This window comes from Methylobacterium sp. E-005, assembly GCF_022829725.1.
Lineage (GTDB): Bacteria > Pseudomonadota > Alphaproteobacteria > Rhizobiales > Beijerinckiaceae > Methylobacterium.
In genome coordinates this window covers 166,207-191,026 of sequence record NZ_JAKSYG010000179.1, presented here as the reverse complement: position 1 = coordinate 191,026, position 24,820 = coordinate 166,207, and the positions used below count along the sequence as shown (strand labels likewise).

22 protein-coding genes and 1 riboswitch are annotated in these 24,820 nt (G+C 68.1%); of the genes, 12 read left to right on the top strand and 10 right to left on the bottom strand.

The features are described 5' to 3' along the window. Nucleotides 1-24: 24 nt before the first annotated feature. Nucleotides 25-1,779: an AMP-binding protein gene (locus MKK88_RS20450; protein WP_244002927.1), complete on the top strand. Its 1,755-nt coding sequence runs from the start codon at nt 25-27 to the stop codon at nt 1,777-1,779. Between the two features lie 131 nt (nt 1,780-1,910). After that, complete coding sequence (gene msrP, locus MKK88_RS20445; RefSeq protein ID WP_244002924.1) at nt 1,911-2,864, top strand: protein-methionine-sulfoxide reductase catalytic subunit MsrP; 954 nt, start codon at nt 1,911-1,913, stop codon at nt 2,862-2,864. A gap of 16 nt (nt 2,865-2,880) precedes the next feature. On the opposite strand, the gene MKK88_RS20440 is transcribed toward msrP, so the two are convergent. The 6 genes from MKK88_RS20440 to carB all read right to left on the bottom strand — a co-directional run bounded on the left by MKK88_RS20440 (nt 2,881) and on the right by carB (nt 10,733). Beyond that, nucleotides 2,881-3,771, bottom strand: coding sequence for a LysR family transcriptional regulator (locus MKK88_RS20440; RefSeq protein WP_244002923.1), 891 nt, complete (start codon nt 3,769-3,771; stop codon nt 2,881-2,883). Nucleotides 3,772-4,047: 276 nt separating this feature from the next. Beyond that, entirely contained in the window at nt 4,048-5,028 is a 981-nt protein-coding gene (gene trxB / locus MKK88_RS20435) for a thioredoxin-disulfide reductase (RefSeq protein ID WP_244002921.1), read from the bottom strand. Between the two features lie 12 nt (nt 5,029-5,040). After that, nucleotides 5,041-6,090, bottom strand: coding sequence for a mitochondrial fission ELM1 family protein (locus tag MKK88_RS20430; protein ID WP_244002919.1), 1,050 nt, complete (start codon nt 6,088-6,090; stop codon nt 5,041-5,043). Nucleotides 6,091-6,187: 97 nt separating this feature from the next. Continuing rightward, complete coding sequence (locus MKK88_RS20425; RefSeq protein WP_244002917.1) at nt 6,188-6,688, bottom strand: hypothetical protein; 501 nt, start codon at nt 6,686-6,688, stop codon at nt 6,188-6,190. A gap of 4 nt (nt 6,689-6,692) precedes the next feature. Next, a complete protein-coding gene (gene greA, locus MKK88_RS20420; RefSeq protein ID WP_244002949.1) occupies nt 6,693-7,169 on the bottom strand; it encodes a transcription elongation factor GreA in 477 nt (158 codons plus the stop codon). 90 nt (nt 7,170-7,259) lie between these two features. Beyond that, the gene (carB, locus tag MKK88_RS20415; RefSeq protein WP_244002915.1) at nt 7,260-10,733 is read right to left on the bottom strand and encodes a carbamoyl-phosphate synthase large subunit; all 3,474 of its coding nucleotides are present in this window, start codon (nt 10,731-10,733) and stop codon (nt 7,260-7,262) included. A gap of 296 nt (nt 10,734-11,029) precedes the next feature. On the opposite strand from carB, the gene MKK88_RS20410 reads away from it, so the two are divergent. Continuing rightward, nucleotides 11,030-11,332, top strand: coding sequence for a hypothetical protein (locus MKK88_RS20410; RefSeq protein ID WP_244002913.1), 303 nt, complete (start codon nt 11,030-11,032; stop codon nt 11,330-11,332). A gap of 15 nt (nt 11,333-11,347) precedes the next feature. Further along, nucleotides 11,348-11,470 (top strand): hypothetical protein, encoded by a 123-nt coding sequence (locus tag MKK88_RS33905; protein ID WP_279602425.1) that lies wholly within the window; start codon nt 11,348-11,350, stop codon nt 11,468-11,470. A 25-nt stretch (nt 11,471-11,495) separates the two neighbouring features. Here the strand turns inward: MKK88_RS33905 and MKK88_RS20405 are convergent, their stop codons facing one another. Both MKK88_RS20405 and carA read right to left on the bottom strand, forming a co-directional pair. Continuing rightward, nucleotides 11,496-11,873, bottom strand: coding sequence for a hypothetical protein (locus MKK88_RS20405; protein ID WP_244002911.1), 378 nt, complete (start codon nt 11,871-11,873; stop codon nt 11,496-11,498). A gap of 141 nt (nt 11,874-12,014) precedes the next feature. Next, nucleotides 12,015-13,241, bottom strand: coding sequence for a glutamine-hydrolyzing carbamoyl-phosphate synthase small subunit (gene carA, locus MKK88_RS20400; protein ID WP_244002909.1), 1,227 nt, complete (start codon nt 13,239-13,241; stop codon nt 12,015-12,017). A gap of 213 nt (nt 13,242-13,454) precedes the next feature. Here carA and MKK88_RS20395 point away from each other — a divergent pair, with 213 nt between their 5' ends. The 4 genes from MKK88_RS20395 to MKK88_RS20380 all read left to right on the top strand — a co-directional run bounded on the left by MKK88_RS20395 (nt 13,455) and on the right by MKK88_RS20380 (nt 19,437). Beyond that, nucleotides 13,455-13,916: a GatB/YqeY domain-containing protein gene (locus MKK88_RS20395; RefSeq protein ID WP_244002907.1), complete on the top strand. Its 462-nt coding sequence runs from the start codon at nt 13,455-13,457 to the stop codon at nt 13,914-13,916. A 105-nt stretch (nt 13,917-14,021) separates the two neighbouring features. Next, the gene (gene dnaG / locus MKK88_RS20390; RefSeq protein ID WP_244002905.1) at nt 14,022-15,914 is read left to right on the top strand and encodes a DNA primase; all 1,893 of its coding nucleotides are present in this window, start codon (nt 14,022-14,024) and stop codon (nt 15,912-15,914) included. A gap of 210 nt (nt 15,915-16,124) precedes the next feature. Further along, nucleotides 16,125-18,107: an RNA polymerase sigma factor RpoD gene (rpoD, locus tag MKK88_RS20385; RefSeq protein ID WP_244002904.1), complete on the top strand. Its 1,983-nt coding sequence runs from the start codon at nt 16,125-16,127 to the stop codon at nt 18,105-18,107. Between the two features lie 70 nt (nt 18,108-18,177). Continuing rightward, nucleotides 18,178-19,437, top strand: a complete 1,260-nt coding sequence (locus MKK88_RS20380) for an adenylate/guanylate cyclase domain-containing protein (protein WP_244002902.1) — start codon at nt 18,178-18,180, stop codon at nt 19,435-19,437. 23 nt (nt 19,438-19,460) lie between these two features. On the opposite strand, the gene MKK88_RS20375 is transcribed toward MKK88_RS20380, so the two are convergent. Both MKK88_RS20375 and MKK88_RS20370 read right to left on the bottom strand, forming a co-directional pair. Beyond that, nucleotides 19,461-20,633 (bottom strand): glycosyltransferase, encoded by a 1,173-nt coding sequence (locus tag MKK88_RS20375; protein ID WP_244002900.1) that lies wholly within the window; start codon nt 20,631-20,633, stop codon nt 19,461-19,463. A gap of 265 nt (nt 20,634-20,898) precedes the next feature. Next, nucleotides 20,899-21,408, bottom strand: coding sequence for a TIGR02281 family clan AA aspartic protease (locus MKK88_RS20370; RefSeq protein ID WP_244002898.1), 510 nt, complete (start codon nt 21,406-21,408; stop codon nt 20,899-20,901). 215 nt (nt 21,409-21,623) lie between these two features. Then, a riboswitch (TPP riboswitch) is annotated at nt 21,624-21,752 on the top strand. A gap of 70 nt (nt 21,753-21,822) precedes the next feature. Between MKK88_RS20370 and thiO the strand changes: the two genes are divergently transcribed. From thiO to MKK88_RS20350, 4 genes are read left to right on the top strand one after another with little or no spacing between them, the layout of a single operon-like run. Beyond that, nucleotides 21,823-23,043 carry a glycine oxidase ThiO gene (gene thiO / locus MKK88_RS20365; protein WP_244002896.1) on the top strand — a complete coding sequence of 407 codons (1,221 nt, stop codon included), beginning with the start codon at nt 21,823-21,825 and terminating at the stop codon, nt 23,041-23,043. Further along, nucleotides 23,040-23,252: a sulfur carrier protein ThiS gene (gene thiS, locus MKK88_RS20360; protein WP_244002894.1), complete on the top strand. Its 213-nt coding sequence runs from the start codon at nt 23,040-23,042 to the stop codon at nt 23,250-23,252. Before thiO ends, thiS begins: the two co-directional genes overlap by 4 nt. A gap of 2 nt (nt 23,253-23,254) precedes the next feature. Further along, entirely contained in the window at nt 23,255-24,058 is an 804-nt protein-coding gene (locus tag MKK88_RS20355; RefSeq protein WP_244002892.1) for a thiazole synthase, read from the top strand. Continuing rightward, the gene (locus MKK88_RS20350) at nt 24,055-24,699 is read left to right on the top strand and encodes a thiamine phosphate synthase (RefSeq protein WP_244002890.1); all 645 of its coding nucleotides are present in this window, start codon (nt 24,055-24,057) and stop codon (nt 24,697-24,699) included. Before MKK88_RS20355 ends, MKK88_RS20350 begins: the two co-directional genes overlap by 4 nt. The last annotated feature ends 121 nt before the right edge of the window (nt 24,700-24,820 follow it).

Below are 24,820 nucleotides of genomic sequence, written 5' to 3'. Positions count from 1 at the left end.
GCCGGGCCCGGGGGAGGCTTCCCGATGCATGAGGCGAACGTGATCGACCACGGCGCGCAGGCGGTGCCGTCGCAACGGATGCCGGACCCGTCTATCGGCGGCGAAGTGGCTCGGCCCTGGTTGGCATCGTATCCGCCGAACGTACCCGCCGAGATCGACGTGGCGCGCCTCGGCACCCTGGTCGACCTGTTCGAGACCAGCGCGACCGCCTTCGCCGACCGGCCGGCGATGCTGTGCTTCGGCTCAGCCATGACCTACGCCACCTTGAGCCGGCAGGCGCGCGACCTCGCAGCCTGGCTCCAGGCGAAGGGGATCACCAAGGGCGACCGGGTCGCCATCATGCTGCCGAACGTGCCGGCCTACGCGGTGGCGATCTTTGGCGTCCTGCTGGCGGGCGGGACCATCGTGAACACCAACCCGCTCTATACGCCCCGGGAGCTCACGCAGCAGCTCAACGATTCCGGGGCGCGGACCCTGATCGTACTGGAGAATTTCGGCGCCACGGTCGCGTCCGCCCTGCCGGATCTCGCCCTGGACCGCGTCGTCCTGGTCGGTCCCGGCGACGGTCTCGGCTTGAAGGGCCGCGTGATCAATCTCGCCAGCCGGCACGTGCGCAAGGCGGTGCCGCCGTTCCGGCTGCCGGAGGGTCTGGCTCTGCCGTTCGCCGCCGTCCTGCGCCAAGGTCGCACGCTGCCCCGGGCCACGACCAAGGTCGGCCCAGAGGATCTCGCCTTCCTGCAATATACGGGCGGCACCACCGGCGTCGCGAAGGCTGCAATGCTAAGCCACCGCAACATCATGGCGAATGTTGAGCAGTCGCAGCTCTGGTTCGACTCAAAGGATCCGAGCGTCGAGCGCTGCGCCGTGACGGCCTTGCCGCTCTACCACATCTTCGCGCTGACCGCGTGCTTCTTCCAATTCATGCGCAGCGGCGGATCGTGCCTGTTGATCCCCAATCCGCGCGACTGCGACGGCATGGTCAAGACGCTCAGCCGCACGCGCTTCACCTGTCTCATGGGGGTGAACACACTGTTCAACGTGCTGATCAACCACCCGAAGATCGGGACGGTCGACTTCTCGAAGCTCGACTTCGTGGTCGGCGGCGGCACGGCCGTCCAGCGCGCGGTCGCCGAGCGCTGGAAGGCGCTCACCGGCAACACGATCATCGAGGGCTACGGCCTTTCGGAGACCTCACCCGTCGTCTCCGCCAACCCGCGGGGGATGCGCGCGTTCTCCGGCACGATCGGTTTCCCGCTGCCATCGACCGAGGTCGCGATCCGCGACGTGACCGGCCAGGCGGTCTCACCCGGCCAGCCGGGGGAGATCTGCGTGCGCGGGCCCCAGGTGATGCGCGGGTACTGGAACCGGCCGGAGGAGACCGCCCGAGCCATGACGGCGGACGGGTTCTTCCGCACCGGCGACGTCGCGATCATGCTGCCGGATGGCCAGATCAAGATCGTCGACCGGATGAAGGACATGATCCTCGTCTCCGGCTTCAACGTCTATCCGAACGAGGTCGAGGAGGTGCTCGCGGCCCATCCCGGCGTGCTCGAATGCGCGGTGGTGGGCGCCCCGCACCCGGAGACCGGCGAGATGGTGGTGGCCCATGTGGTGCTGAAGGACCCGTCGCTCGCACCCGAGGCGATCCGGGCCCACGCGCGCACGCAGCTCACCGGCTACAAGGTCCCCCGGCAGATCGTGCTCCACGAGACCCTGCCCAAGACCAATGTCGGCAAGGTGCTGCGGCGGATGCTGCGGGACGAGACGCCGGAAACGTGATCCGGCCCCGCGACGCCTGGACGCGTAACCGCTCCGCCGCCCTCGCCGAAAGGTGAGGCTGCGGCGCTTGCAGCCCTGTCGGCCTGGGCCGATCTGTGGGGTGTAGGCGCGGGAAACCCGAAGAGGCGGCCATGTTGATCAAGCGCAAGCACGGATGGGAGCTCCCGGAGCACCTGGCTACCCCGGAGGCTTTGTTCCTGAATCGCCGTGCGTTGATCGGCGGCGCGGCCGGGCTCGCGGCCGGCTCGCTCATCGGCGGCCGGGCCGCCCTGGCGGCCGCGGGTGATCCATCCCTTTACCCAGCCCCGCGGAACCCCGCCTACACCCTCGATCGGCCGGTGACGCCTGAACGGTTCAGCGGCGACTACAACAACTTTTACGAGTTCGGCACGTCCAAGACCGTGCTGCCCGCCGCGAATGCGCTCAAGACCCAGCCCTGGACCCTGAAGATCGACGGGTTGGTCGAGAAGCTGTTCGAGATCGGTGTGGACGACCTGATCCGGAAGGTCGGCCTGGAGGAGCGGCTGTACCGCCACCGCTGCGTCGAGGCGTGGTCCATGGCGGTTCCCTGGACGGGCTTCCCGCTCGCGAAGCTCGTGGCCCTCGCCAAGCCGAGTTCGGGGGCAAAGTACATCCGCTTCGAGACCTTCATGGACAAGGCGATGGCGCCGGGCCAGCGCGCCTTCTACTATCCCTGGCCCTATACCGAAGGCCTGACGCTGGCCGAGGCCGGCAATGACCTCGCCTTCGTGGTGACGGGCGTCTACGGCAAGCCGCTGCCCAACCAGTTCGGCGCGCCGATCCGCATCGCGGTGCCGTGGAAATACGGCTTCAAGTCGGCGAAGTCGCTCGTGAAGATCTCGTTCACGGCCGACCGGCCCAAGACCTTCTGGGAGGGACTGCAGGCCTCCGAGTACGGCTTCTGGGCGAACGTGAACCCGGCGGTGCCACATCCACGCTGGAGCCAGGCGACCGAGCGGGTGCTCGGCACCGACGAACGCGTGCCGACTCTGATCTACAACGGCTACGGCGAACAGGTCGCGGGACTCTACAAGGGCCTGGAGGGCGAGCGGCTCTTCGTCTGAGCCGCCCCAGCGCCCGTCAGTAGGTCCAGCGCTGCGCCTTCGTCACGAGGAAGTCGCGGAACGCCTGGACCCGCGCGACCGAGCGCATCTCCTCCGCGTAGACGAGGTAGCTCTCCAGGCTCGGCATCTCGGTCTCACGCAGGACCTGCACGAGCTGCTGGTCACCGTCCACCGCGTAGTCGGGCAGGATCCCGATGCCGGCGCCGGCTTCCATGGCGCGTTGCAAGGCGCCGATATTGTTGACCGTCAGGTGAACCTGACGCCGGTCCCGCCCCTCACGGCCGGCATCGGCCAGCCAATGGGCGGCGAGCAGGTAGGACGGCTCATTGCCGCCGAACGAGACGAGGCGGTGGTCGTCGAGGTCGTCCACCGATTTGGGCTCGCCGAAGCGCTTGACGTAATCCTGGCTCGCGAAGGCATGGTAGTGGACGGTGAACAGCCGCCGCTGGATCAGGTCGGGCTGGGCCGGGCGGCGCATGCGGATCGCCACGTCCGCCTCGCGCATTGCGAGATCCAGCTCCTCGTTGGTGAGGATCAGCTCGATGCGCACGTCCGGATAGAGGTCGAGAAACTCACCGACCCGCTGGGACAACCAGGACGTGCCAAGCCCGACGGTCGTCGTGACCTTGAGATCGCCGGTCGGCCGCTCCGCGGTCTCGACGAGGCGCGCGCGGGTATTCTCCAGGCGCAGCTTCATGTCCCGGGCAGCGCGGAACAGCAGATCGCCCTGCTCGGTAAGGAGCAGGCCTCGTGCGTGGCGGTGAAACAGCGGCGCCTTCAGCTCCCGCTCCAGGGCGCTGATCTGGCGGCTCACTGCAGACTGGCTCAGGCCGATATCGTCGCCCGCCTTGGTGAAGCTGCCCGCCTCGGCGACGTTCAGGAAGATCCGGATCTTATCCCAGTCCAAGGCAAGAACCCCTACCAGTGCGAGCCCAGACGCGGCGCCGGGACAAGGCGAACGGGTGGCGCAGCGGACGGATCACCGGGCGAGTTGCGCGGCGCCGAGGGTGGAGCTCCACGACCGGCTCCGCGCGGGTATGCGTGCGATGCATCCCGGCGCAGTCGACACTCCTATGCACTCGGCGCATGATCGAGCGCAAGCGTGCCGATCAGGAATTCGGTGCATGATCCTCTGTCGACACGGCCACCACAACCGCACGTGGCAGGATCGGCGCCGAACGCCCTACTCGGCGGCCGCGGCCTGAACCGGGCTCTCGCCGATCTCGAGGTTGGCCAGGAATTTCTCCGCTTCCAACGCAGCCATGCAGCCCATCCCAGCCGCCGTGATCGCTTGGCGGTAGACGTCGTCGGTGACATCGCCCGCCGCGAACACGCCGGGGATGTCTGTCTCCGTGGTGCCGGGCTTGACACTGAGATAGCCGCCGTGGCGCATCGGCAGCTGCCCCTCGAAGATCGCGGTCGCCGGCTGATGGCCGATCGCCACGAACACGCCGTCAGCCTTCACCTCGCTGATCTCGCCGGAGCGCGGATCCCTCAGCCGAAGATGGGTGACGCCCGGCGCGGGCTTCTGCACGCCGCAGATCTCGGCGATCTCCCGGTGCCAGAGCACCTCGACGTTCGGGTGCTTGAACAGACGCTCCTGAAGGATCCGCTCGGCCCGGAACGAATCGCGGCGGTGGACCACCGTCACCTTGCTGGCGATGTTGGCGAGGTAGAGCGCCTCCTCGACCGCGGTGTTGCCGCCGCCGACCACCACGACCTCCTTGCCGCGGAAAAAGAAGCCGTCGCAGGTCGCGCAGGCGGAGACGCCGCCGCCCTGGAAGGTCGCCTCGGACGGAATTCCAAGCCACTTGGCCTGGGCGCCGGTGGCGATGATCAGCGCGTCGCAGGAATAGGTTTCGCCCGAATCGGCCTCCAGCCGGAACGGCCGCTGCTTGAGATCGACCTTCGTGATGTACTCGGAGACGATGCGGGTACCGACATGCTCGGCCTGAAGCCGCATCTGCTCCATCAGCCACGGACCCTGGATCGCCTCGGCGAAGCCCGGATAGTTCTCGACATCCGTGGTGATCATGAGCTGGCCGCCCGGCTGGAAGCCCGAGATCAGCAGCGGCTCCACCATGGCACGGGCCGCGTAGATCGCCGCCGTGTAGCCGGCCGGCCCCGAGCCGACGATCACCAGCTTGGCGTGGGTATGGGCCATCTCTCGGTCTCCTCAGGCGCGGTCGGCCGTGCGGTGCGCAGCGTAAGCTGTCGCGAGCGCCTGCGCGATCACCGGCGTCGCATCGATCGGCTTGTACGACAGATCCACCAACTGACCGGTAAAGGGCCGGAGAGCTCCGGCGATCGCCAGCCCGGCGAACATCCGCCGATGCCGGATATAGGTACGTGGAAGGTCGAACAGCAGGACCGGTGCACCGGTAGCCACGGCCTCGCTCACCATGTTGGCCGAGTCGGAGGTGACCACGATCGCCTCGGCCAAAGCCAGCATGGCCACGTAGGGATTCTCGCCGCTGCCATCCCAGAGGAAGCCACCGGTTTCGGCGGCCAGGGCCTTCACGGCGTTCCGCAGCGGATCGGGGGTCCGGCGCGAGATCGTCACCATGAGCCGGCAGCCCTGATCCACCAGGGAGCGCAGGTCCTCGACGAGGCGGATCATGTCGGTCTTGCGATAGCTCAGGTGCCGGCTGTCGCCCCCGACGAGCACGGCTATCCGCTGCCCGTCGAGACGCGCGAGGCGCGGATCCGGCCGGGCGCGGGCGGCAGCTAGGCGCTCCGCGGTCACGAGGTGCGGCGCCGTCAGGGTCGTGAAGACGTTGGGCCCCCGCAGATCGTCGTAATCCGGCACCCAGATGAAGTCGGCGCTGTCCGCGCCGGTGCGCGGATCCTTGAGGAAGGCCGTGAAGGTGCGCCCGCCCGTGGCGCGCCGCACGGCCCTCAGATACGGCACGGACCGGCGTCCCGAAGCGATCAGGATGTCGGGATAGGGACCCGACAGGGCACCGGCGCGGCGCCGCGGGCCCTCGCGCGGGTCGATCGGCCCCCAGGGCGCCATCCAGCCGAACGGCCCGGACGCCGGCACCTGCCGGATCTCGAATGCGATGCCCAGCGTCTCGGCGATGCCGACGCACTGATTCTCGTCACCGGCCTTGCCGTCCGTGATGATCCAGGCGCGGGCGCGGGCCAGTTCGGGCAGGGGTTCAGATCGCGCGTCGGGGCGGTTGCGCGCGGCGGATTTCGCCTCTGTCACGTCGATGCTTGCCATGCTCCTCACCGGAAACGCAACGCCGCGGGCTGACTTCGGATAGCGGATGGGACGGCAGCGCTACCGGCTCCACGGACCGGATGCAGCGAAAGGCCCGTCAATCCCGCGGGAGATCCCGCGCGAGCCACTGGGCGTAGATGTCGGCGATCGCCGCCAGTCGGCGCCCCTCGTAGTCCCGGGCGTACCACGCGCCACCGTAGCTCGACGGCGTCGCGGTCATCTGCGGGTGCCGGCCGAGGATCTGGCCCTTCGGCCCGACCAGCAGCGCCTCGCCCTCCAGGTAATCGGTCTGGAAGTTGCCGCCCAGGCCCGGCCGCGCGCCGCTGCCGGCATAGGGCCGCAGCGACAGGCCGCTCACCACCACGACGAGGCGCGGCCCGCGTCCGCCGATCCGGTCCGCGAAACTCTTGCGCAGGGCTTCGGTCAGGTCGGCCGCCAGCGCCTCCGCCTGAAGACCTCCGCCCTTGTCGCGAAGCGGACGCACGTCGACGCGGATATCGGAGAACCGCGCGGTCGCCGGGAAATCGTCCGCCGCCGCGGAGCCCGCAGCGGCGAGGAGGATCAGCCCGGCGAGCCGGCCCCAGAAGCGCAAGGGCATGCCCTCAAGCGCCGTACTGGACGGCGACGACCTCGTAGGACTTGCCGCCACCGGGCGTCGTCACCTCGACGGTGTCGCCGACGCCCTTGCCGATCAGCGCCCGGGCGATCGGCGAGGTGATCGAGACCCGGCCGGAGCGCACGTCGGCCTCCGGCTCGCCCACGATCTGATAGGTCTTCTCCTCCTCCGTATCCTCATCGACGAGCTTCACGGTGGCGCCGAACTTGATCTTGCTGCCCGAGAGCTTCGTGACGTCGATGATCTCGGCCCGCGCGATCATGCTCTCCAATTCCATGACGCGGCCCTCGTTGTGGGACTGCGCCTCCTTGGCGGCATGGTACTCGGCGTTCTCGGACAGATCGCCCAGGGCACGCGCCTCGGCGATCGCCTGGATGATGCGCTGCCGCTCCACCTGCTGGCGGTGTTTCAGCTCCTCTTCGAGGGCTGCGAAGCCGCGCACCGTGATCGGAACCTTGTCTATCGCCATCGTCTCGCGCCACAATGAAGAGGCCCGGCCGAGAGTGCAGCACTCTCTCCGGGCCACGAGATAAAGTCAGCGGGACCCTGAGGCTCAGGCCGCGAAGTATTCCTGCAACGCGCGGACCTTGAGATCGCCTTCTAGATAGGCCTTGATCCCCTCGGCCGCGGCCACTGCGCCGGCTAGAGTGGTGTAATACGGCACCTTATGCAAGAGGGCCGCGCGCCGGAGCGAACGTGAATCCGAAAGCGCACCCGCGCCCTCGGTGGTGTTGAGGACGAGGTGGATCCCGCCGTTCTTGATCGCATCGACGACGTGCGGCCGCCCTTCGAGCACCTTGTTGATCCGCTCCGCCGGAACGCCGTTCTCGACCAGATAGCGCTGGGTGCCGCCCGTGGCCACGATGGTGAAGCCGAGATCCGACAGGAGCTTCATGGTCGGCAGGATGCGGGCCTTGTCGGCATCCCGCACCGAGACGAACACACTCCCTGCCTTCGGCACCTGTGTGCCCGAGCCGAGCTGGCTCTTCGCGAAGGCGACACCGAAGCTCGCATCCAACCCGATCACCTCACCGGTGGAACGCATCTCCGGGCCGAGCAGCACGTCCACGCCGGGGAAGCGCGCGAAGGGGAAGACCGCTTCCTTGACCGCAATATGCGGCAGGGTCTTGGGCTTGAGCCCGAAGGTTGCAAGCGGCTCGCCGGCCATGACCCGCGCGGCGATCTTGGCGATCGGCTCGCCGATCACCTTGGCGACGAACGGCACCGTGCGCGACGCGCGGGGGTTCACCTCCAGCACGTAGATAAGTCCCTCCTTGATCGCGTACTGGACGTTCATCAGGCCGACGACATTGAGCGCCAGCGCCATGGCCTTCGTCTGCCGCTCCAACTCAGCCATGATCTCGGGCGAGAGCGAGCGCGGCGGCAGCGAGCAGGCCGAGTCGCCGGAATGGATGCCCGCCTCCTCGATGTGCTCCATGATGCCGGCGATGAACACGTCCTTGCCGTCGCAGACGGCATCGACATCGACCTCGACAGCGTCCGACAGGTAGCGGTCGAACAGGAGCGGGTTCTTGCCCAGCACCGTGTTGATCTGGCCGGTCTTGTCGTTCGGGTAGCGGGCCTTCACCTCGGAGGGGATCAGACTCGGCAGCGTATCGAGGAGGTAGTCGGCGAACTGCGTCTCGTCGCGGATGATCGCCATGGCGCGGCCGCCGAGCACGTAGCTCGGGCGCACCACGAAGGGCAGGCCGAGATCGGCCGCCACCAGCCGGCTCTGCTCCACCGAGTAGGCAATGCCGTTCTTCGGCTGCTTCATGCCGAGCTTGTCGAGGAGGCGCTTGAACTGGTCGCGGTCCTCGGCGAGGTCGATGGCGTCTGGTGAGGTGCCGAGGATCGGGACGCCCGAGGCCTCGAGCGCCCGGGCGAGCTTCAGTGGGGTCTGGCCGCCGAACTGCACGATGACGCCGTGCAGGGTGCCGGCCTGCCGCTCGGTCTCGATGATCTCCAGCACGTCCTCGGCGGTCAGCGGCTCGAAATAGAGCCGGTCGGACGTGTCGTAGTCGGTCGAGACCGTCTCCGGGTTGCAATTGACCATGATGGTCTCGTAGCCGGCATCCGACAGGGCGAAGCAGGCGTGGCAGCAGCAATAATCGAACTCGATGCCCTGGCCGATCCGGTTCGGGCCGCCGCCGAGGATGATGACCTTCTTGCGGTCGGAGGGAAACGCCTCATCGGCCACCGTGCCGGCGAAGGGCGCCACGTAGGTCGAGTACATGTAGGCGGTGGGCGACTTGAACTCGGCCGCGCAGGTGTCGATCCGCTTGAAGACCGGCCGCACCGCCAGCGCCCGGCGCTTGGCCCGCACCTCGGCTTCCTCAAGACCGGCCAGCACCGCAAGGCGCGCGTCGGAAAAGCCCGCCGCCTTGAGCTGACGGAAGGCGCCCGCCGTTCCCGGCAGACCGTGGGCCTTTACCCGATTCTCCAGATCGATGATCGCCTGAAGCTGCTCCAGGAACCACGGATCGATCTTGCAGGAGGCGTAGACCTGCTCGTGGCTGACGCCGAGCCGCAGGGCCTGCGCGACCTTGAGCAGCCGGTCCGGGGTCGGGGTGCCGATCGCCGCCTTGATGGCGTTGTGGTCGTCGCCCTTGCCGAGCCCCTCGATCTCGATGTCGTCGAGGCCGGTCAGGCCGGTCTCCAGCGAGCGGAGCGCCTTCTGAAGCGATTCCGCGAAGCACCGGCCGATCGCCATGGCCTCGCCCACCGACTTCATGGCGGTGGTCAGCGTCGGCTCGGCGCCCGGGAATTTCTCGAAGGCGAAGCGCGGGATCTTGGTGACCACGTAGTCGATCGTCGGCTCGAACGAGGCCGGGGTCGCGCCGCCGGTGATGTCGTTGGCGATCTCGTCCAGCGTGTAGCCGACCGCCAGCTTGGCCGCGACCTTCGCGATCGGGAAGCCGGTGGCCTTTGAGGCGAGCGCCGAGGAGCGCGAGACGCGCGGGTTCATCTCGATCACGATCATCCGCCCGTTCTCGGGGTTGATCGCGAACTGCACGTTCGAGCCACCGGTCTCGACGCCGATCTCACGGAGCACCGCCAGTGATGCGTCGCGCATCACTTGGTATTCCTTGTCGGTGAGCGTCAGCGCCGGGGCGACGGTGATCGAGTCGCCGGTATGCACGCCCATCGGGTCGATGTTCTCGATGGAGCAGACGATGATGCAGTTGTCGTTCTTGTCGCGAACGACCTCCATCTCGTACTCCTTCCAACCGAGCACGCTCTCCTCGATCAGCACCTCGTTCGTCGGCGAGGCGTCAATGCCGCGCTCGACGATATCGAGGAATTCCTCGCGGTTGTACGCGATACCGCCGCCGGTGCCGCCCATGGTGAAGGACGGGCGGATGATCGCCGGCAGGCCGACCTCGGCCAGCGCGATCAGCGCCTGCCCGATGGCGTGCTCGCCGTAGCGCTTGCGCCGGTCGGACTCGCCGGCCATCCAGATCTTCTCGAAGGCCTTCAACGCGGCTTGGCGCGCCTCCGGCTCCGTATTACCGGCTTCGATGCGCGCCACCTCGGCGAGGTACTTTTCGCGGTCCGCCTTCTTGGCCGCGGACGCGTTGGCCAGAGCCGATTTCGGGGTGTCGAGCCCGATCTTGGTCATGGCGTCGCGGAACAGGCTCCGGTCCTCGGCCTTGTCGATCGCCTCGGCGGTGGCGCCGATCATCTGCACACCGTACTTGGCGAGCACGCCCATCTTCTGGAGCGAGAGCGCGCAGTTCAGCGCCGTCTGGCCGCCCATGGTCGGTAGGATCGCGTCGGGGCGCTCCTTCTCGATGATCTTGGCGACGATCTCCGGCGTGATCGGCTCGACATAGGTCGCGTCCGCCATGTCCGGATCGGTCATGATCGTGGCGGGGTTCGAATTGACCAGGACGATGCGGTAGCCCTCCTCGCGGAGCGCCTTGCAGGCCTGGGTTCCGGAATAATCGAACTCGCAGGCCTGTCCGATGATGATCGGACCCGCACCGATGATCAGGATCGAGGAGATGTCGGCGCGTTTGGGCATCGGGGGCCTTTTCAGGCCAAGCGCGCCCGATCGGGCAGGGCCTGAACCCTGCACCCGGACGCGCGTGGCGGGATTATCGCTGAGCCCCGCGTTTACACGGGCCGTCCACGCTTTGGAAGGCCAGGGCGAATGCGCAACGCAAGCGCGCACAAGGCGCATCCCACCATCGCCAACGCATAGGTTCGACAACTTCAGAAATGATCGCTCAGTTAATCGACCGCCTCCCGGGCTTTACCCTAGCCCGTAAGGCCTCCGCGATCGTTCTTCCCGTCAATCGATAAGAAGTCGCCTCGCGTTTGACAATGATCATTGGAAGCAACGGAGCCGAAGCGTCGCCCATCGGCTCAATCCTGGGATCGAACGCCTCGGAATCCGTCGCGAAGACGCCGAACAACGATTCCACCAAAATGACGGCCTGCGATCCCGCCTGTGTTAATATTCAGCCATGCGCCACAATCCGGTTCGTGCCGACCGGCACAGGGCACAACGCCGAGCCGATTCAGGGCATGGCACCCGAAGGCGCGCCGCGCTTTGAGACCGTGGCAGGCACGGAGCAGACCGTGACCTTCGGAAAGGCCGGCCTCTACGGCTTCAGATAGGCGCCGCACACCCTCATGGGCATGGTCGGCCCGATCCAGTGCGGCGACAGGCCGGAGAACCTGGAGGTCGCCCAGGCAAGCCAGCATGGCACGCTCGCCGCCAAGCGGTTCGAGCTGCTTTTCCAGATAGCGCGGTGACAGAATCGGGGTGGCAGATCCCCCCTCAGAAGGTCGCGTAGAGTGCGGCCACGGCCCGGTCGATCGAGAGATAGAACACCCCGAAAGCCACCAACGCTGCGGCGGCGAACTCGACGGCCACGTTGGAGAGTGTCTGCGCACGGCGCAGCGCTTCGCGGCCGAAATACAGGGACACCCAGGCCAGGGCGAGGACAGCCGGCAGGGCGAAGAGGTACGACACCGTGCTCTCGACCCGATCCAGACCGCCAGCCGGGTCGATCAGCGCGCGGATGTTGCGCACCCACGGGGCATAGAACGCCGCGGTGAGAGCGGTCAGCCAAGAGAGGCCCACGGCGACGCCGAGATGGAATGTGAAGCTGCGGTGCAGGCGGGAGAAATCGTCGCGCGCTTCGTCGATGGTCATCCGGCATTCCCCTGCGACGGAACCGGTGCCGGCGGGCGCGGATGCGCCGCCGCTCATGGCCGTCGTGGGTCTCTTAAGCCGGCGGATTTCGCGGATTTTATGGCCCCGGCGGGGCCCGATTGGGATCGCACCGGGGACCGATCAGGCTTTCGCCGCGGTCTCCGGCTCGCCCGAGCGCATCAGCGTGACGAACCGCTCGAACAGGTAGTGACTGTCGCGCGGGCCGGGCGAGGCCTCCGGGTGGTGCTGCACCGAGAAGGCCGGGCGGTCGATCAGCGTCAGGCCGCAATTCGAGCCGTCGAACAGCGAGACGTGGGTCTCGACTGCGGTCTCCGGCAGGCTCGCCGGATCCACTGCGAATCCGTGGTTCATCGAGACGATCTCAACCTTGCCGGTGGTCTTATCCTTCACCGGATGGTTCGCGCCGTGGTGGCCCTGGCCCATCTTCACGGTCCGACCGCCGAGCGCGAGGCCCATCAGCTGGTGACCGAGGCAGATACCGAAGGTCGGCACCTTCGCGTCGAGCAGCTTGCGGATCACCGGCACCGCGTAGGCGCCGGTTGCAGCCGGGTCGCCCGGGCCGTTCGACAGGAACACGCCGTCAGGCTTCAGTGCCAAAATTTCGTCAGCCGTCGTGGTGGCCGGCACCACGGTGACGTCGCAGCCGGCCTGGGCGAGCAGCCGCAGGATGTTGCGCTTCACGCCGTAATCGATCGCCACGACCTTCAGGCCCTCGCCGGCAGCGCGCTTGCCGTAGCCGTTGCCCAGGGCCCAGACCGTCTCAGACCATTCGGACGGCGCGCGGCTCGTCACCGGCGGCACGAGATCGAGCCCCTCCATCGGCGCGAGCGCGGCGGCCCGGGCCTTCAGCGTCTCCCGGTCGAACCGGCCCTCGGGGTCGTTGGCGATCACGGCGTTCGGCATGCCCTGGTCGCGGATGCGGGCGGTGAGCGCCCGGGTGTCGACGCCGGTGATGCCGACGATTCCGCGGGCCTTGAGCCAGCCGTCGAGATGGGATGAGGAGCGCCAGTTCGAGGGCTTCGTCACCGCCGAGGCGATCACGGTGCCGCGCACGCCGGAGGCCGGGGCCGCCTCCAGGCTCTCCAGATCCTCGTCATTGGTCCCGACATTGCCGATATGCGGGAAGGTGAAGGTGACGATCTGCCCGGCATAGGACGGGTCGGTCAGGATCTCCTGATAGCCGGTCATGGCCGTGTTGAAGCAGACCTCACCGTCGGCGATCCCGGTCTGGCCGATGCCGAAGCCCTCCAGGATCGTGCCGTCGGCCAGGACCAGAAGAGCCGTGGCGACGGGCTCGGCCCACGGCTCGGGCGCCGTGGCGTCGGGGGCGGCGGCGTCTTGCAGCATGGGGCCAGTCTCGCTTATGTCCGGCCGAAGGCGGGCGCCGGGTTGCGGCGCTCTCGGCTTGCGGCATGATCGTGTGCGGCGCTCTTAGCGAGCGGCCCGCGATGGGGTCAATGTGGCTCCGCCCTCCGCAGGGCTCAACGTCTGCTTATCACAGGGCAGATCCGCAAATCGCAGGCCAGCCCGACCGTTTCGACCGAAAGAAGGTTCATCCCCATGCTGCGCGCGCGCCTCACCACCGAAATGAAGGAGGCCATGAAGGCCGGCGACAAGGAGCGGCTCGCGACCGTCCGGATGATCCAGGCGGCCCTCAAGGACCGGGACATCGAGGCCCGCGGCAACGGCAAGGACCCGATTTCCGAGGACGAGATCCTGTCGCTGCTCCAGAAGATGATCAAGCAGCGCACCGAATCGGCCAGCGTCTACGAGCAGGGCGGCCGCCCGGAACTCGCCGCCAACGAACGCGCCGAGATCGCCATCATCGAGAGCTTCCTGCCGAAGCAGATGGACGAGGCCGAGACGCAGGCGGCGATCGACGCGGCGATCGCCGAGACCGGCGCCGCCGGCCCGAAGGACATGGGCAAGGTGATCGCCGCCCTGAAGGGCGCCTATGCCGGCCGGATGGATTTCGGCAAGGCGAGCGGGCTGGTGAAGGCGGCGCTTGCCGCAAAGGGGTGAGGCTATCCCCATAATCCCCGGCCCTTCCGAATCCGGTAGAGGCGGTGGGACTCCGGCACGCCCGGCACGCTATACTCAGCGGTCCCGTAAACCTTCCCAGGCCCCGTGCGCTATCCGCCCCACATCCTGGAAGAGATCCGTGCCCGGCTACCGGCCTCCTCCGTGGTCGGGCGGCGCGTGCAGCTGAAGAAGGCCGGCCGGGAATGGCGGGGCCTGTCGCCGTTCAATGCCGAGAAGACCCCGTCCTTCTACGTGAACGACCAGAAGCAGTTCTATCACTGCTTCTCCTCCTCCAAGCACGGCGACATCTTCACCTTCCTGATGGAGACGGAGGGCCTGAGCTTCCCCGAGGCGGTCGAGCGGCTGGCTGGGGAGGCGGGCGTCAGCCTCCCCGCGCCGACCGAGGACAACCGGGCCAGCGAACGGAAGCGCGCCGGCGCCATCGAGGTGATGGAGATGGCCGCCCGCTGGTTCGAGGAGCGTCTGCTCTCGAACCAGGGCAGTGAGGCCCGGGCCTACCTCGAGCGCCGGGCTCTTCAACGCGAGACCCAGCAGGCGTTTCGGCTGGGTTACGCCCCGAACGACCGCTACGCCCTGCGCGATCATCTGGCCGGCCAGGGCGTCGAGAAGGATCTCATGGTCGAGATGGGGCTTCTGGCGGCCGGGGAGGGCGTCTCGGTCCCGTACGATTATTTTCGCGACCGTGTGATGTTTCCGATCACCGACACCCGTGGCCGGGTGGTGGCGTTCGGCGGGCGGGCGCTCTCGAAGGACGTCCGCGCCAAGTACCTGAACTCGCCGGAGACGCCGCTCTTCCACAAGGGCCGGACGTTGTACAACCTGCACGGCGCCCGAAAGGCTGCGCATGATCGCGGCTCGATCATCGCGGTCGAGGGCTATGTCGACGTCATCGCCATGACGCTCGCGGGTCATCCCGAGACCGTGGCGCCGCTGGGCACCGCCCTCACCGAGGACCAGCTCGGCCTGCTCTGGCGCCATGCCGACGAGCCGATCCTGTGCTTCGACGGCGACAAGGCCGGCCAGCGGGCCGCCTTCCGGGCGCTCGACATCGCGCTGCCACTCCTCGAACCCGGACGGTCTCTGCGGATCGCGCTGCTGCCCGGCGGGCAGGACCCCGACGATCTGCTGCGCTCCGGCGGGCCGGGGGCGATCGATCAGGTGCTCAACGCGGCCCTACCGCTGTCCGAACTGCTCTGGCGCCGCGCCGTCGAGGCTGGATCGATCGATACGCCGGAGCGGCGCGCCGGCCTGACTCAGACCCTGCGCACCACCGTCGCGACGATCCGCGACGAGACTGTGCGGCGCTACTACCGCGACGACATCGAGGAGCGGCTGCGCAGCCTGTCGCCCCGCAACGCGCGTGCGGCCGGGCCGTCGCCCCGTGGGGGACGGACCCGCTTCGTGCGCCCCGGGGAACCGGTCTCGCCCCGCATCACCGGCAGCCCGAGCGCGTCGGTGACGGCATCCGCGGGCTTCACCGGCGCGGCGCCGGTGCGCGAGGCGGTGATCGTCGGCACCCTGCTCGCGCATCCCGAGATGCTCGCCGAGTTCGCCGAGGAGATCGCCGAACTCGACTTCGAGGATCCGGATGCCAAGGCGGTCCTGTCGGTCCTCCTGGCCTGCGCGGCCGAGGATGAGCGCACGGATCCGGAGGTGTTGCAAAACCGCATCATCCGCGCCGGCTTGAAGCCCGCGGCAGAGCGCATCCTCGCTCTGGCGCGCTCGCGGGACCGCAATACCGTCGCTCCGCATGCCGATCCCGCGCAGCGCGCAGATGCGCTCCGACAGGCGATGATCTTGCACCGGCAGGCAGGAGCGCTACATAGCGAACTTCGCGAAGCACGGCAGGCGTTTGAGAACGATCCGACCGATGCCGGGTGGGCATGGCTCTGCGAAGTGAAGGCGAGGCTGGAGACCGTCATCGCCGCCGAGGCTGAGGCCGAACAGCCGGTGTCGAGCGACTCGACGGCCGCCTGACGGCTGTGTCATGGCGGTATGGGCTGGCGGTGGCGATGAGGAGCGGCCCGCCTTAGTTAACAATCGGTCAAGCCTCAGGCTTGCATACGGATACCGACGACTCAAGGCGACGGAGCGATCCGGCGCCGATCCCGTACCGCGGTGTCGCTGGCGTGGACCGGCCTCTCAAGGGCCTCCGCAGCGCGCCGCCCACGAAACAATAGGCTGATCATGGCGACGAAGGCAACGGAACGGGACGAGACGGACGCTGCCCCCGAGCAGCAGACCGACGGGCCGCTCCTCGACCTGACGGATGCTTCGGTCAAGCGGATGGTGAAGCTCGCCAAGAAGCGCGGCTATGTGACCTACGAGGAGGTCAACGAGGTTCTGCCCGAGGGCCAGTCCGATCCGGACCAGCTTGAGGATGTGCTGTCGCAGCTCTCCGAGATGGGCATCAACGTCGTCGAGGCCGAGGAGACCGACGAGGCCGCGGCTGGCGAGAAGGCGGCCGAGGGCGAGGAGGAGGAGGCCGAGGGCGGCGAAGTCGCCGAGGTCGCACCGGCGCGCGCCGTCACGGTCGCCACCACGACCAAGGAGCCGACCGACCGCACCGACGATCCGGTGCGCATGTACCTGCGCGAGATGGGCTCGGTGGAGCTCCTGTCGCGCGAGGGCGAGATCGCGATCGCCAAGCGCATCGAGGCCGGCCGCGAGGCGATGATCGCGGGCCTGTGCGAGAGCCCGCTGACTTTCCAGGCGATCATCATCTGGCGGGACGAGCTCGTAGAGGGCAAGGTCCTCCTGCGCGACATCATCGATCTGGAGGCGACCTACGCGGGCCCCGACGGCAAGAACGCGCCTCAGCTGACCGAGGGCGAGGAGGCCGAGGATGCCGAGGCGCCGGCGCCCCCCGAGGGTGGCGACGACGAGGACGACCTCGAGAACAACGTGTCGCTCGCCGCGATGGAAGCCGAGATCAAGCCGCGGGTCCTCGAGACCTTCGATGCGATCGCCGCCAACTACCGCAAGCTGCGCAAGTCACAGACCGAGGGGACGGAGCGAAAGGCCGCCGGCACGCAGAACACCCCGGCTCAGGACCAGAAGCAGGCCGAGCTGAAGGACATCGTCGTCGCCGACGTGAAGTCCCTCTCGCTCAACAACAACCGCATCGAGGCGCTGGTCGGCCAGCTCTACTCGATCAACAAGCAGCTGATCGGCCACGAGGGCCGGCTGATGCGCTTCGCCGAGAGCCACGGCGTCGCCCGCGACGAGTTCCTGCGCCACTACCAGGGCTACGAGCTCGATCCGAACTGGATGGAGCGCGTCGGCACGCTGGGCGGCAAGGGCTGGAAGAACCTGGTCGAGAAGGGCTCGAGGCAGGTGACGGAGCTGCGCGCGCAGATCCTCGACCTCGCCTCCGAGACGGGCCTGGAGATCGGCGAGTACCGCCGCATCGTCAACATGGTTCAGAAGGGTGAGCGCGAGGCCCGGCAGGCCAAGAAGGAGATGATCGAGGCGAACCTGCGCCTCGTGATCTCGATCGCCAAGAAGTACACGAACCGCGGCCTGCAGTTCCTGGACCTGATCCAGGAAGGCAACATCGGCCTGATGAAGGCCGTGGACAAGTTCGAGTACCGCCGCGGCTACAAGTTCTCGACCTACGCCACGTGGTGGATCCGGCAGGCGATCACGCGCTCGATCGCCGATCAGGCCCGCACGATCCGCATCCCGGTGCACATGATCGAGACGATCAACAAGATCGTCCGGACCTCGCGCCAGATGCTGCACGAGATCGGCCGCGAGCCGACCCCGGAGGAGCTGGCCGAGAAGCTGGCCATGCCGCTGGAGAAGGTCCGGAAGGTCCTGAAGATCGCCAAGGAGCCGATCTCCCTCGAGACGCCGATCGGCGACGAGGAGGACAGCCATCTCGGCGACTTCATCGAGGACAAGAACGTCGTCCTGCCGATCGACGCGGCGATCCAGTCGAACCTGCGCGAGACAACGACACGGGTGCTGGCTTCGCTCACGCCGCGCGAGGAGCGCGTGCTGCGCATGCGCTTCGGTATCGGCATGAACACCGACCACACCCTGGAGGAGGTCGGCCAGCAATTCTCGGTGACCCGCGAGCGCATCCGCCAGATCGAGGCGAAGGCCCTGCGCAAGCTGAAGCACCCGTCGCGCAGCCGGAAGCTGAGGAGCTTCCTGGACAACTGAGCCCCCGCCGCGGCCCGAGCCGCGGCGCCTGCCCTTCGACCGCGCTGCCGCGCGGGGTTACACTGGCGCCATGCTCGAACGCCGCCCGCCAACGCCCGGTCTGCCAACGGCCTTCGCGGACGGTTCGGAGGCCGACGACGTGCCCTTCGGCGCGCTCCAGCCCTCGGTGGGCATCCGCGACTGGCTGCTCGGCGAGGGCGCGCGGCTGGAAAAGGCCGAGGCGATGCTGGAAGGCCTCGCCGAGCGGCTGATCGCCATCGGCGTGCCGGTGGACCGCGCCTCGACGGCGATCGACACCCTGCACTCGGAATATGCCGGCGTCGGACGGATCTGGACCCGGGACGGCGGCACTACGGTGCGGCTCTTCCCGCACGGCGCCCGCTCGACCGCCGCCTATCTCAACAGCCCGTTCCACACGGTCCATGAGACCGGGGAATGGCTGATCCTCGACCTCGCCGGGACCCCGGACGACGCCTACGCGATCATCCCGGACCTGAAGGCCGGCGGCTACACGGCCTACGTCGTGGCGCCCCTGTTCTTCACCAACGGCACCAAGAACGGCATCACCTTCGCCACCCGGGCGCCCGAGGGCTTCGGAGACGACGACATCGCGATCCTGCGCTTCGTCATGCCGGCGCTGGCCGCCGTGATGGAGATGCGCGTCCTCAACAAGCAGCTCGATCATGTGCTGCGGCTCTATGTCGGTGACGAGCCCCACCGGGCAATCCTGGCGGGCGATATCCGCCGCGGGCAGGTGACGCGGATCCGCTCGGCGATCCTGTTCGCCGACATGCGCGACTACACCCGGACCTCGGCCGACATGACGCCCGAGGAGGTGGTGGGCCTGCTCAACGTATTCTTCGATTGCCTCGTGCCGCCGATCGAGCGGGAGGGCGGCGAGGTGCTGAAGTATCTCGGCGATGGCCTGCTGGCGATCTTTCGCGAGACCGGTGACGACCTCGGCGGCGCCGCAAAGGGCGCGCTCACGGCGGCCCAGCACGCGCTGGCCGCCCTCGACGAGGCCAATGCCCTGCACCAGTTCCCCGTGCCGGTGACGGCCGGCATCGCCCTTCATCACGGCGAGGCGGCCTACGGCAATGTCGGCTCCGGCTCCCGTCTCGACTTCACGGTGATCGGCCGGGACGTGAACCTCGCGAGCCGTCTGGCGCAGCTCAACCGCATCCTCGGCGAGCCGCTGCTGATGTCGAAGCCGTTCGTGGATTTCCTCTGGGGCGATCCGATCCCCCTCGGCGAGCATCAGCTCGACGGTTTCCGGGAGCCCATGGCGGTGTACAGGCCGAAATTCCTGCGGCCGCGTAAGCCCGCCTGACCGTGTGTCCGGCGAACGTGACTCTACGCCCGCAAGCGCTCCCATTCCGGTGCGAACGCCGAACCGTAGGGGGCTTGCTGCAAGCCCCAGACCGGATCGACCATCTTCGCCATCACCTCGCGCGCCAAAGTACTGGCGCGCGCGAAGACGTCTCTCGGGACATTGCTTTGCCCGAGGATCTTCAGGCAGGCGGAGCCGCATGCGCCATATTGGCCGATGTGGTAGGCGTTGACCGCGAACTCATCGAGCAACCCGTAATCGTAGACCCACGGATTCAGCGAGATGCCTTCGCTCGGGAGCTTCAGCCCCAAACCCGCCTCGGCATAGCGAAAGCCCTCCGCAAACCGCTTGTTTTGCCTGCAACAACGGCTGGCCCCGTAGCGCGCTTCTGCCCGCGCCAGAATGACTTGGATCGCTCGCTCGTAGAGCGCCAGCAGCGTGTCCGCTGGCTCACCCAAGCGCTCGGCGTTGACGGCAGCCATGAGCAGGCTGAAGTAGACCTCCTCGTCCCAGCCGCCCAGTTCGATCCGCTTCAGAAAGCAGTCGAGGGCCTTCCGGTATTCACCGGCCGCATCGTAGGTGGTTCCGAGGTACATCGTGTACCGCGCGATCATGAAGGGATCCGTCTCGACGGATAAGGCATCCTTCAGAACGGCGATATCGCGGGCATGCTCATTCGGATCGCGATGACGCGCGCCGTCGTCGCCCCGACGCATCGCAAGGGGCAGGATTGGTGTCTCGTCAACGTCGGGGCAGCTGAGGAACTCGTGCAGGATGCCGCGGTAGCGCCAGTTCTTCCTGCTGCTGACCAGCTGGTTGCGCCAGTATCGCGTATGCTGGTCGACAATCTCGAACCGGTATCCCGGCTCCCGCAGCTTGGGCATCGTGAAGCCCTCCGGAATGATCAGCTCGTCATCGGCATCGATGATCAGCACGTAATCCCCGTGGCGCCGCGCCAGCTTCAGGGCCTCGTTCCGGTTCGTGGCGAAATCGACCCAGGGCCGCTCCACGAGGGCGCCCGGCATATCGGCCAGCGCCTCGCGGACGACGTCCTGCGTCCCGTCCGTGGATCCGGTATCCACGATGATCCAATGACTGATAATCGGGCGGACCGAGTCCAGGCATCGACGAATGACATGGGCTTCATTCTTGACGATCATGGATAAGCAGATCGTCGAACAAGATTTCTTCGCCATCGCACTGTCCTGAACAGCAAATCCAATTTCTACCTGTTCGTTCGAGGGCGCATAACACAGCTTTGCGATTGCGCAAAGCAGTCGACAATATTTTAGTACTTCAGTTCGATATCACGACTTGCGCACACCGAAGGCAATCAATACGGATGTAACGACAGAATCTCGACGCGCTGGACTTTCACGTCGAGCCTGTTGTCGATGCCTTCGGGCAACCCTCACGCCGATGTCAGGTGGATGAGGCGGCGCGGGCGGCCTTCGCGGGTGCTCAGCCGCGGAGCGTCATCGTGCTGCCGGCCACGCTGAACTCGCGCAGGCGCCCGAGGAACGACATGCCCAGCAGGCTGGTCGCGAGGAGCCCCCGCGGGATCACCACGGCCTCGACATCCCGCACCGTGATCGAGCCGATCTGCACGACCGCGATTCGGATCGGTGCGACCCGAACCCGGCCGTTGGCCGTGTTCCAGACCCGCGTGAAGTCCGCCGGACCGACCCGGATCCCGATCCGTGCGGCGTCCTCCTCGGAAAACGCGCAGGCGCTCGCCCCGGTATCGACCATCATCGACAACGAGCGGCCGTCCAGCAGGGCACTGACGAAGAAGTGGCCGTTGCGGCCCGCCTGAAGCGCCACGCCCGCGGTCGCGCCGGCCGCGAAAGCCGGCTCCGCCTGTGGCGCGATGAGCAGGGCGACCGGTGCCGGTCGCAGGCCTTCACGCATCTTCTGGACGGCCGTCGCACCCAGGAATCCAAGCGTGCAGACGATCAGGATTGTGCGCACGCAGGTCCGTTCCCGAATGGGGTGCCGCCGATGCGCTGATGAGACCGGGGACCCATGAAGGGACCGTGCGTAGCGATCGATGACACCATCCTGAACCCGCCCATTCCGCTGGGCTTGGTGTCCGGACCGTGACTGAGACCGGCCACTTTTCCCGCGAACGCCGGTCATGGCCCCGAACCGGGGTTGACCGGCGCCCCGCGGGCGACCAAATCTGTCTGTGTTCCAGGGAGATCCCCGGCAAGGGGCTGAGAAACCGCTGGCACGTCCGTCAGGACCTGCGGCGCGGAAATCCTTCGAACCTGATCCGGCTCATACCGGCGTAGGGATTGGACCTCGGTCGCCCGTAGGGCAGGCCACAGCTTCTCACCGAAGCCCCTGGACCGATCTCCCCGTTGGAACCCTGTGGAGAGACGCGTGTCCCTGGACCGCCCCCTATCACCGATCGGACAACGCCGCGGTCCCGCGGTGACGATCGCGCAGGCGCACCTTCCGGAATGCTCCGACGTCGCGATCGTCGGCGGCGGGCTGATCGGCCTGTCGATCGCGTGGCGGGTGGCCCGTGCCGGCCGCTCCGTCACCGTGCTGGAACGCGAGACGATCGGCGCGGGGGCGAGCCTCGCGGCCACCGGCATGCTGGCGCCGGCCGCAGAGCACGAGCCGGGCTCCGATCCGCTGTTGCCACTTGCCCTGGACTCGCTCCGGCGCTGGCCGGCATTCCGCGATGCATTGGAGTCCGAGTCCGGCCTGTCGATCGATTACCGGCCGGACGGCACGCTGGTCCTGGCGATCGGCCGCGACGAGGTCGAGCGCCTGCGCTTCCGCTACGATCTCCAGCGCCGCTCCGGACTCGACGCGACGTGGCTGCCGGGCAGCGAGGTCCGGCGCCTGGAGCCGGGCCTGCGCCCCTCCGTCACCGCCGGGATCCATTGCCCGCTGGATCATCAGGTCGATCCGTGCCGCGTCATGGCCGCCCTGGCGGAGGCCTGCCGGCGCGCCGGCGTCACTTTGATCGAACGCGCCCCGGTGACGGCCCTGGACTGGTCGGGGGGCCGCGTCGCGGGCCTGCGCGTCGGCGAGCACAGCATCAGGGCACAGACCGTGATCCTGGCCTCCGGCGCCTGGAGCGGGGAGGGCGGCCTGCTGCCGGAAACCCTATCGCTGCCGGTCCGCCCCCTGAAGGGCCAGTCGCTCGCCCTGCGCACCACCGCCCGGACCGGCACGCTCAACCGGATGGTCTGGACCGAGCAGGTCCACATGGCGCCGAAGAGCGACGGCCAGCTCATCGTCGGCGCCACCGTGGAGGATTGCGGCTTCCGCCCCGGCGTCACCGCGGGCGGCCTCTACGCGCTGCTCGAAGGCGCGCGCCGGGTGCTGCCCGGGATCGAGGAGATGGAGGTCGCCTCCGTCTGGAGCGGCTACCGGCCGACCTCCGACGACGACGCGCCGATCATCGACACGCTGGCCCCCGGGCTCGTGGTCGCCACGGGCCATCACCGCAACGGCTACCTGCTCGCCCCCGTCACCGCCGATGCGGTCGCCGAACTCGTGACCGACGGCGCGCTGCCGGAGGCGGCCCGGCCCTTCACCCGGGCGCGGTTCACACGGCCCGAAGAACACCGGAGGGCCTCGGCATGAAGCTCTTCATCAACGGTGAGCCACGCGAGCGCGACGCCGAGACGGTGGATGCCCTGTTCCGCCAGGAGGCGGAGGAGAGGGGCATCGAGAGCCCGCAGGGGGTCGCCATCGCGCTGAACGGTCGGGTGCTGCGCCGCCGGGACTGGGGCGCGACCCCGGTCGCGGAGGGCGACCGGGTCGAGATCGTCCGCGCCATGCAGGGAGGTTGAGCATGGACCCTACCATCACGCCGCTGCGCCCCGAGACGGGGGCCGACAGCTTCACCATCGCCGGAGTGACGCTGTCCTCCCGCTTGTTCATCGGCACCGCCGGCTATCCGACGCAGGCGATCATGCGTGACGCCGTCGCGGCGAGCGGGGCCGAGGTGGTGACCGCCTCGATCCGCCGGGTCTCGCTCCAGGGCCACGGCTCCGACACGGTGACGCTGCTGAAGGGCAAGCGGTTCCTGCCGAACACGGCGGGCTGTGAGACGGCCCGCGACGCGATCATGACCGCGGAACTCGCCCGCGAGGCTCTGGACACCAACTGGATCAAGGTCGAGGTAATCGGGGACCGGGAGACCCTCTACCCGGACGTCGCCGAGCTGATCGAAGCCTGCCGCCACCTCGTGGACGACGGCTTCGTGGTCCTGCCCTATTGCAACGACGACCCGATCGTCTGCCAGCGCCTGGAGGATCTCGGCTGTGCGGCCGTGATGCCGATGGGCTCGCTGATCGGCTCCGGGATGGGCGTGGCGAACCCGGCCAACCTCGAGCTGATCTGCCGCCGGGCCACGGTGCCCGTGGTGGTCGATGCCGGGATCGGCACCGCCTCGGACGCGGTGATCGCCATGGAGCTCGGCGCCTCGGCCTGCCTGATCAACACGGCGATCGCCAAGGCCGACGATCCGGTGCGCATGGGCCGCGCCATGGGTCGGGCCGTGGAAGCCGGCCGCGATGCTTATCGCGCCGGTCGCATCCCGCGCCGCGGCCGGGCTGAGCCGTCGAGCCCGCAGCTCGGCCTCGTGGGCTCATGAGGGCGTTGCCGTCGCCGCTCCTGGCGGTGACGGACCGGCACGGCCATACGCGGCCACTCGCCGAGACCGTGCAGGCTATTCTCGACGGCGGCGGACGCTGGATCTGGTTCCGCGACCGCGACTTGGAACCGGAGGCGCGGCGGCGCCTCGGCGAGGTCGTGGCAGATCGCGTGCGAGGGGCGGGTGGGTTCCTTACGGTCGGGGGTGACGTCGCCCTGGCCCGGATGCTCGGCGCCGATGGGGTGCATCTCGGCGGCGGATCGGGGCCGCAGGCGATCGCGGCGGCGCGGGCCGCGCTGGGGCCGGGGGCGCTGATCGGCGTTTCGGCCCACACACCGCAGGAAGTCGCCCAGGCGGCGGCGGCCGGCGCCGATTACGCGACGCTCAGCCCGATCTTTCCGACTGCCAGCAAGCCGGGTTACGGGCCGGCCCTCGGTCCCGAGGGCATCGTCGCCGCGCGGAGGGCGGGCCTGCCGGTGGTGGCGCTCGGCGGAGTCGGACCTGACTCGATCGCGCAGTGCCGGATGGCTGGGGCGGCGGCCGTCGCCATCATGGGCACGTTGATGCGGGCCAGTGATCCGGCCACAGCGACGGAGGCCTTACTGAAGGCTTGGCCTACGGCGCAAGTCGTCTCCGGGTAACAGCCTCGATGCCGTCGTCTCTGCGGGCACAGCGAAGCAATCCCGGAAAGCGCCACGTTCTCCAGACTGTCGCGGTACCCTGGGTCGCTTCGCTGCGCGCGCGATGACGGAGGCGACGCCA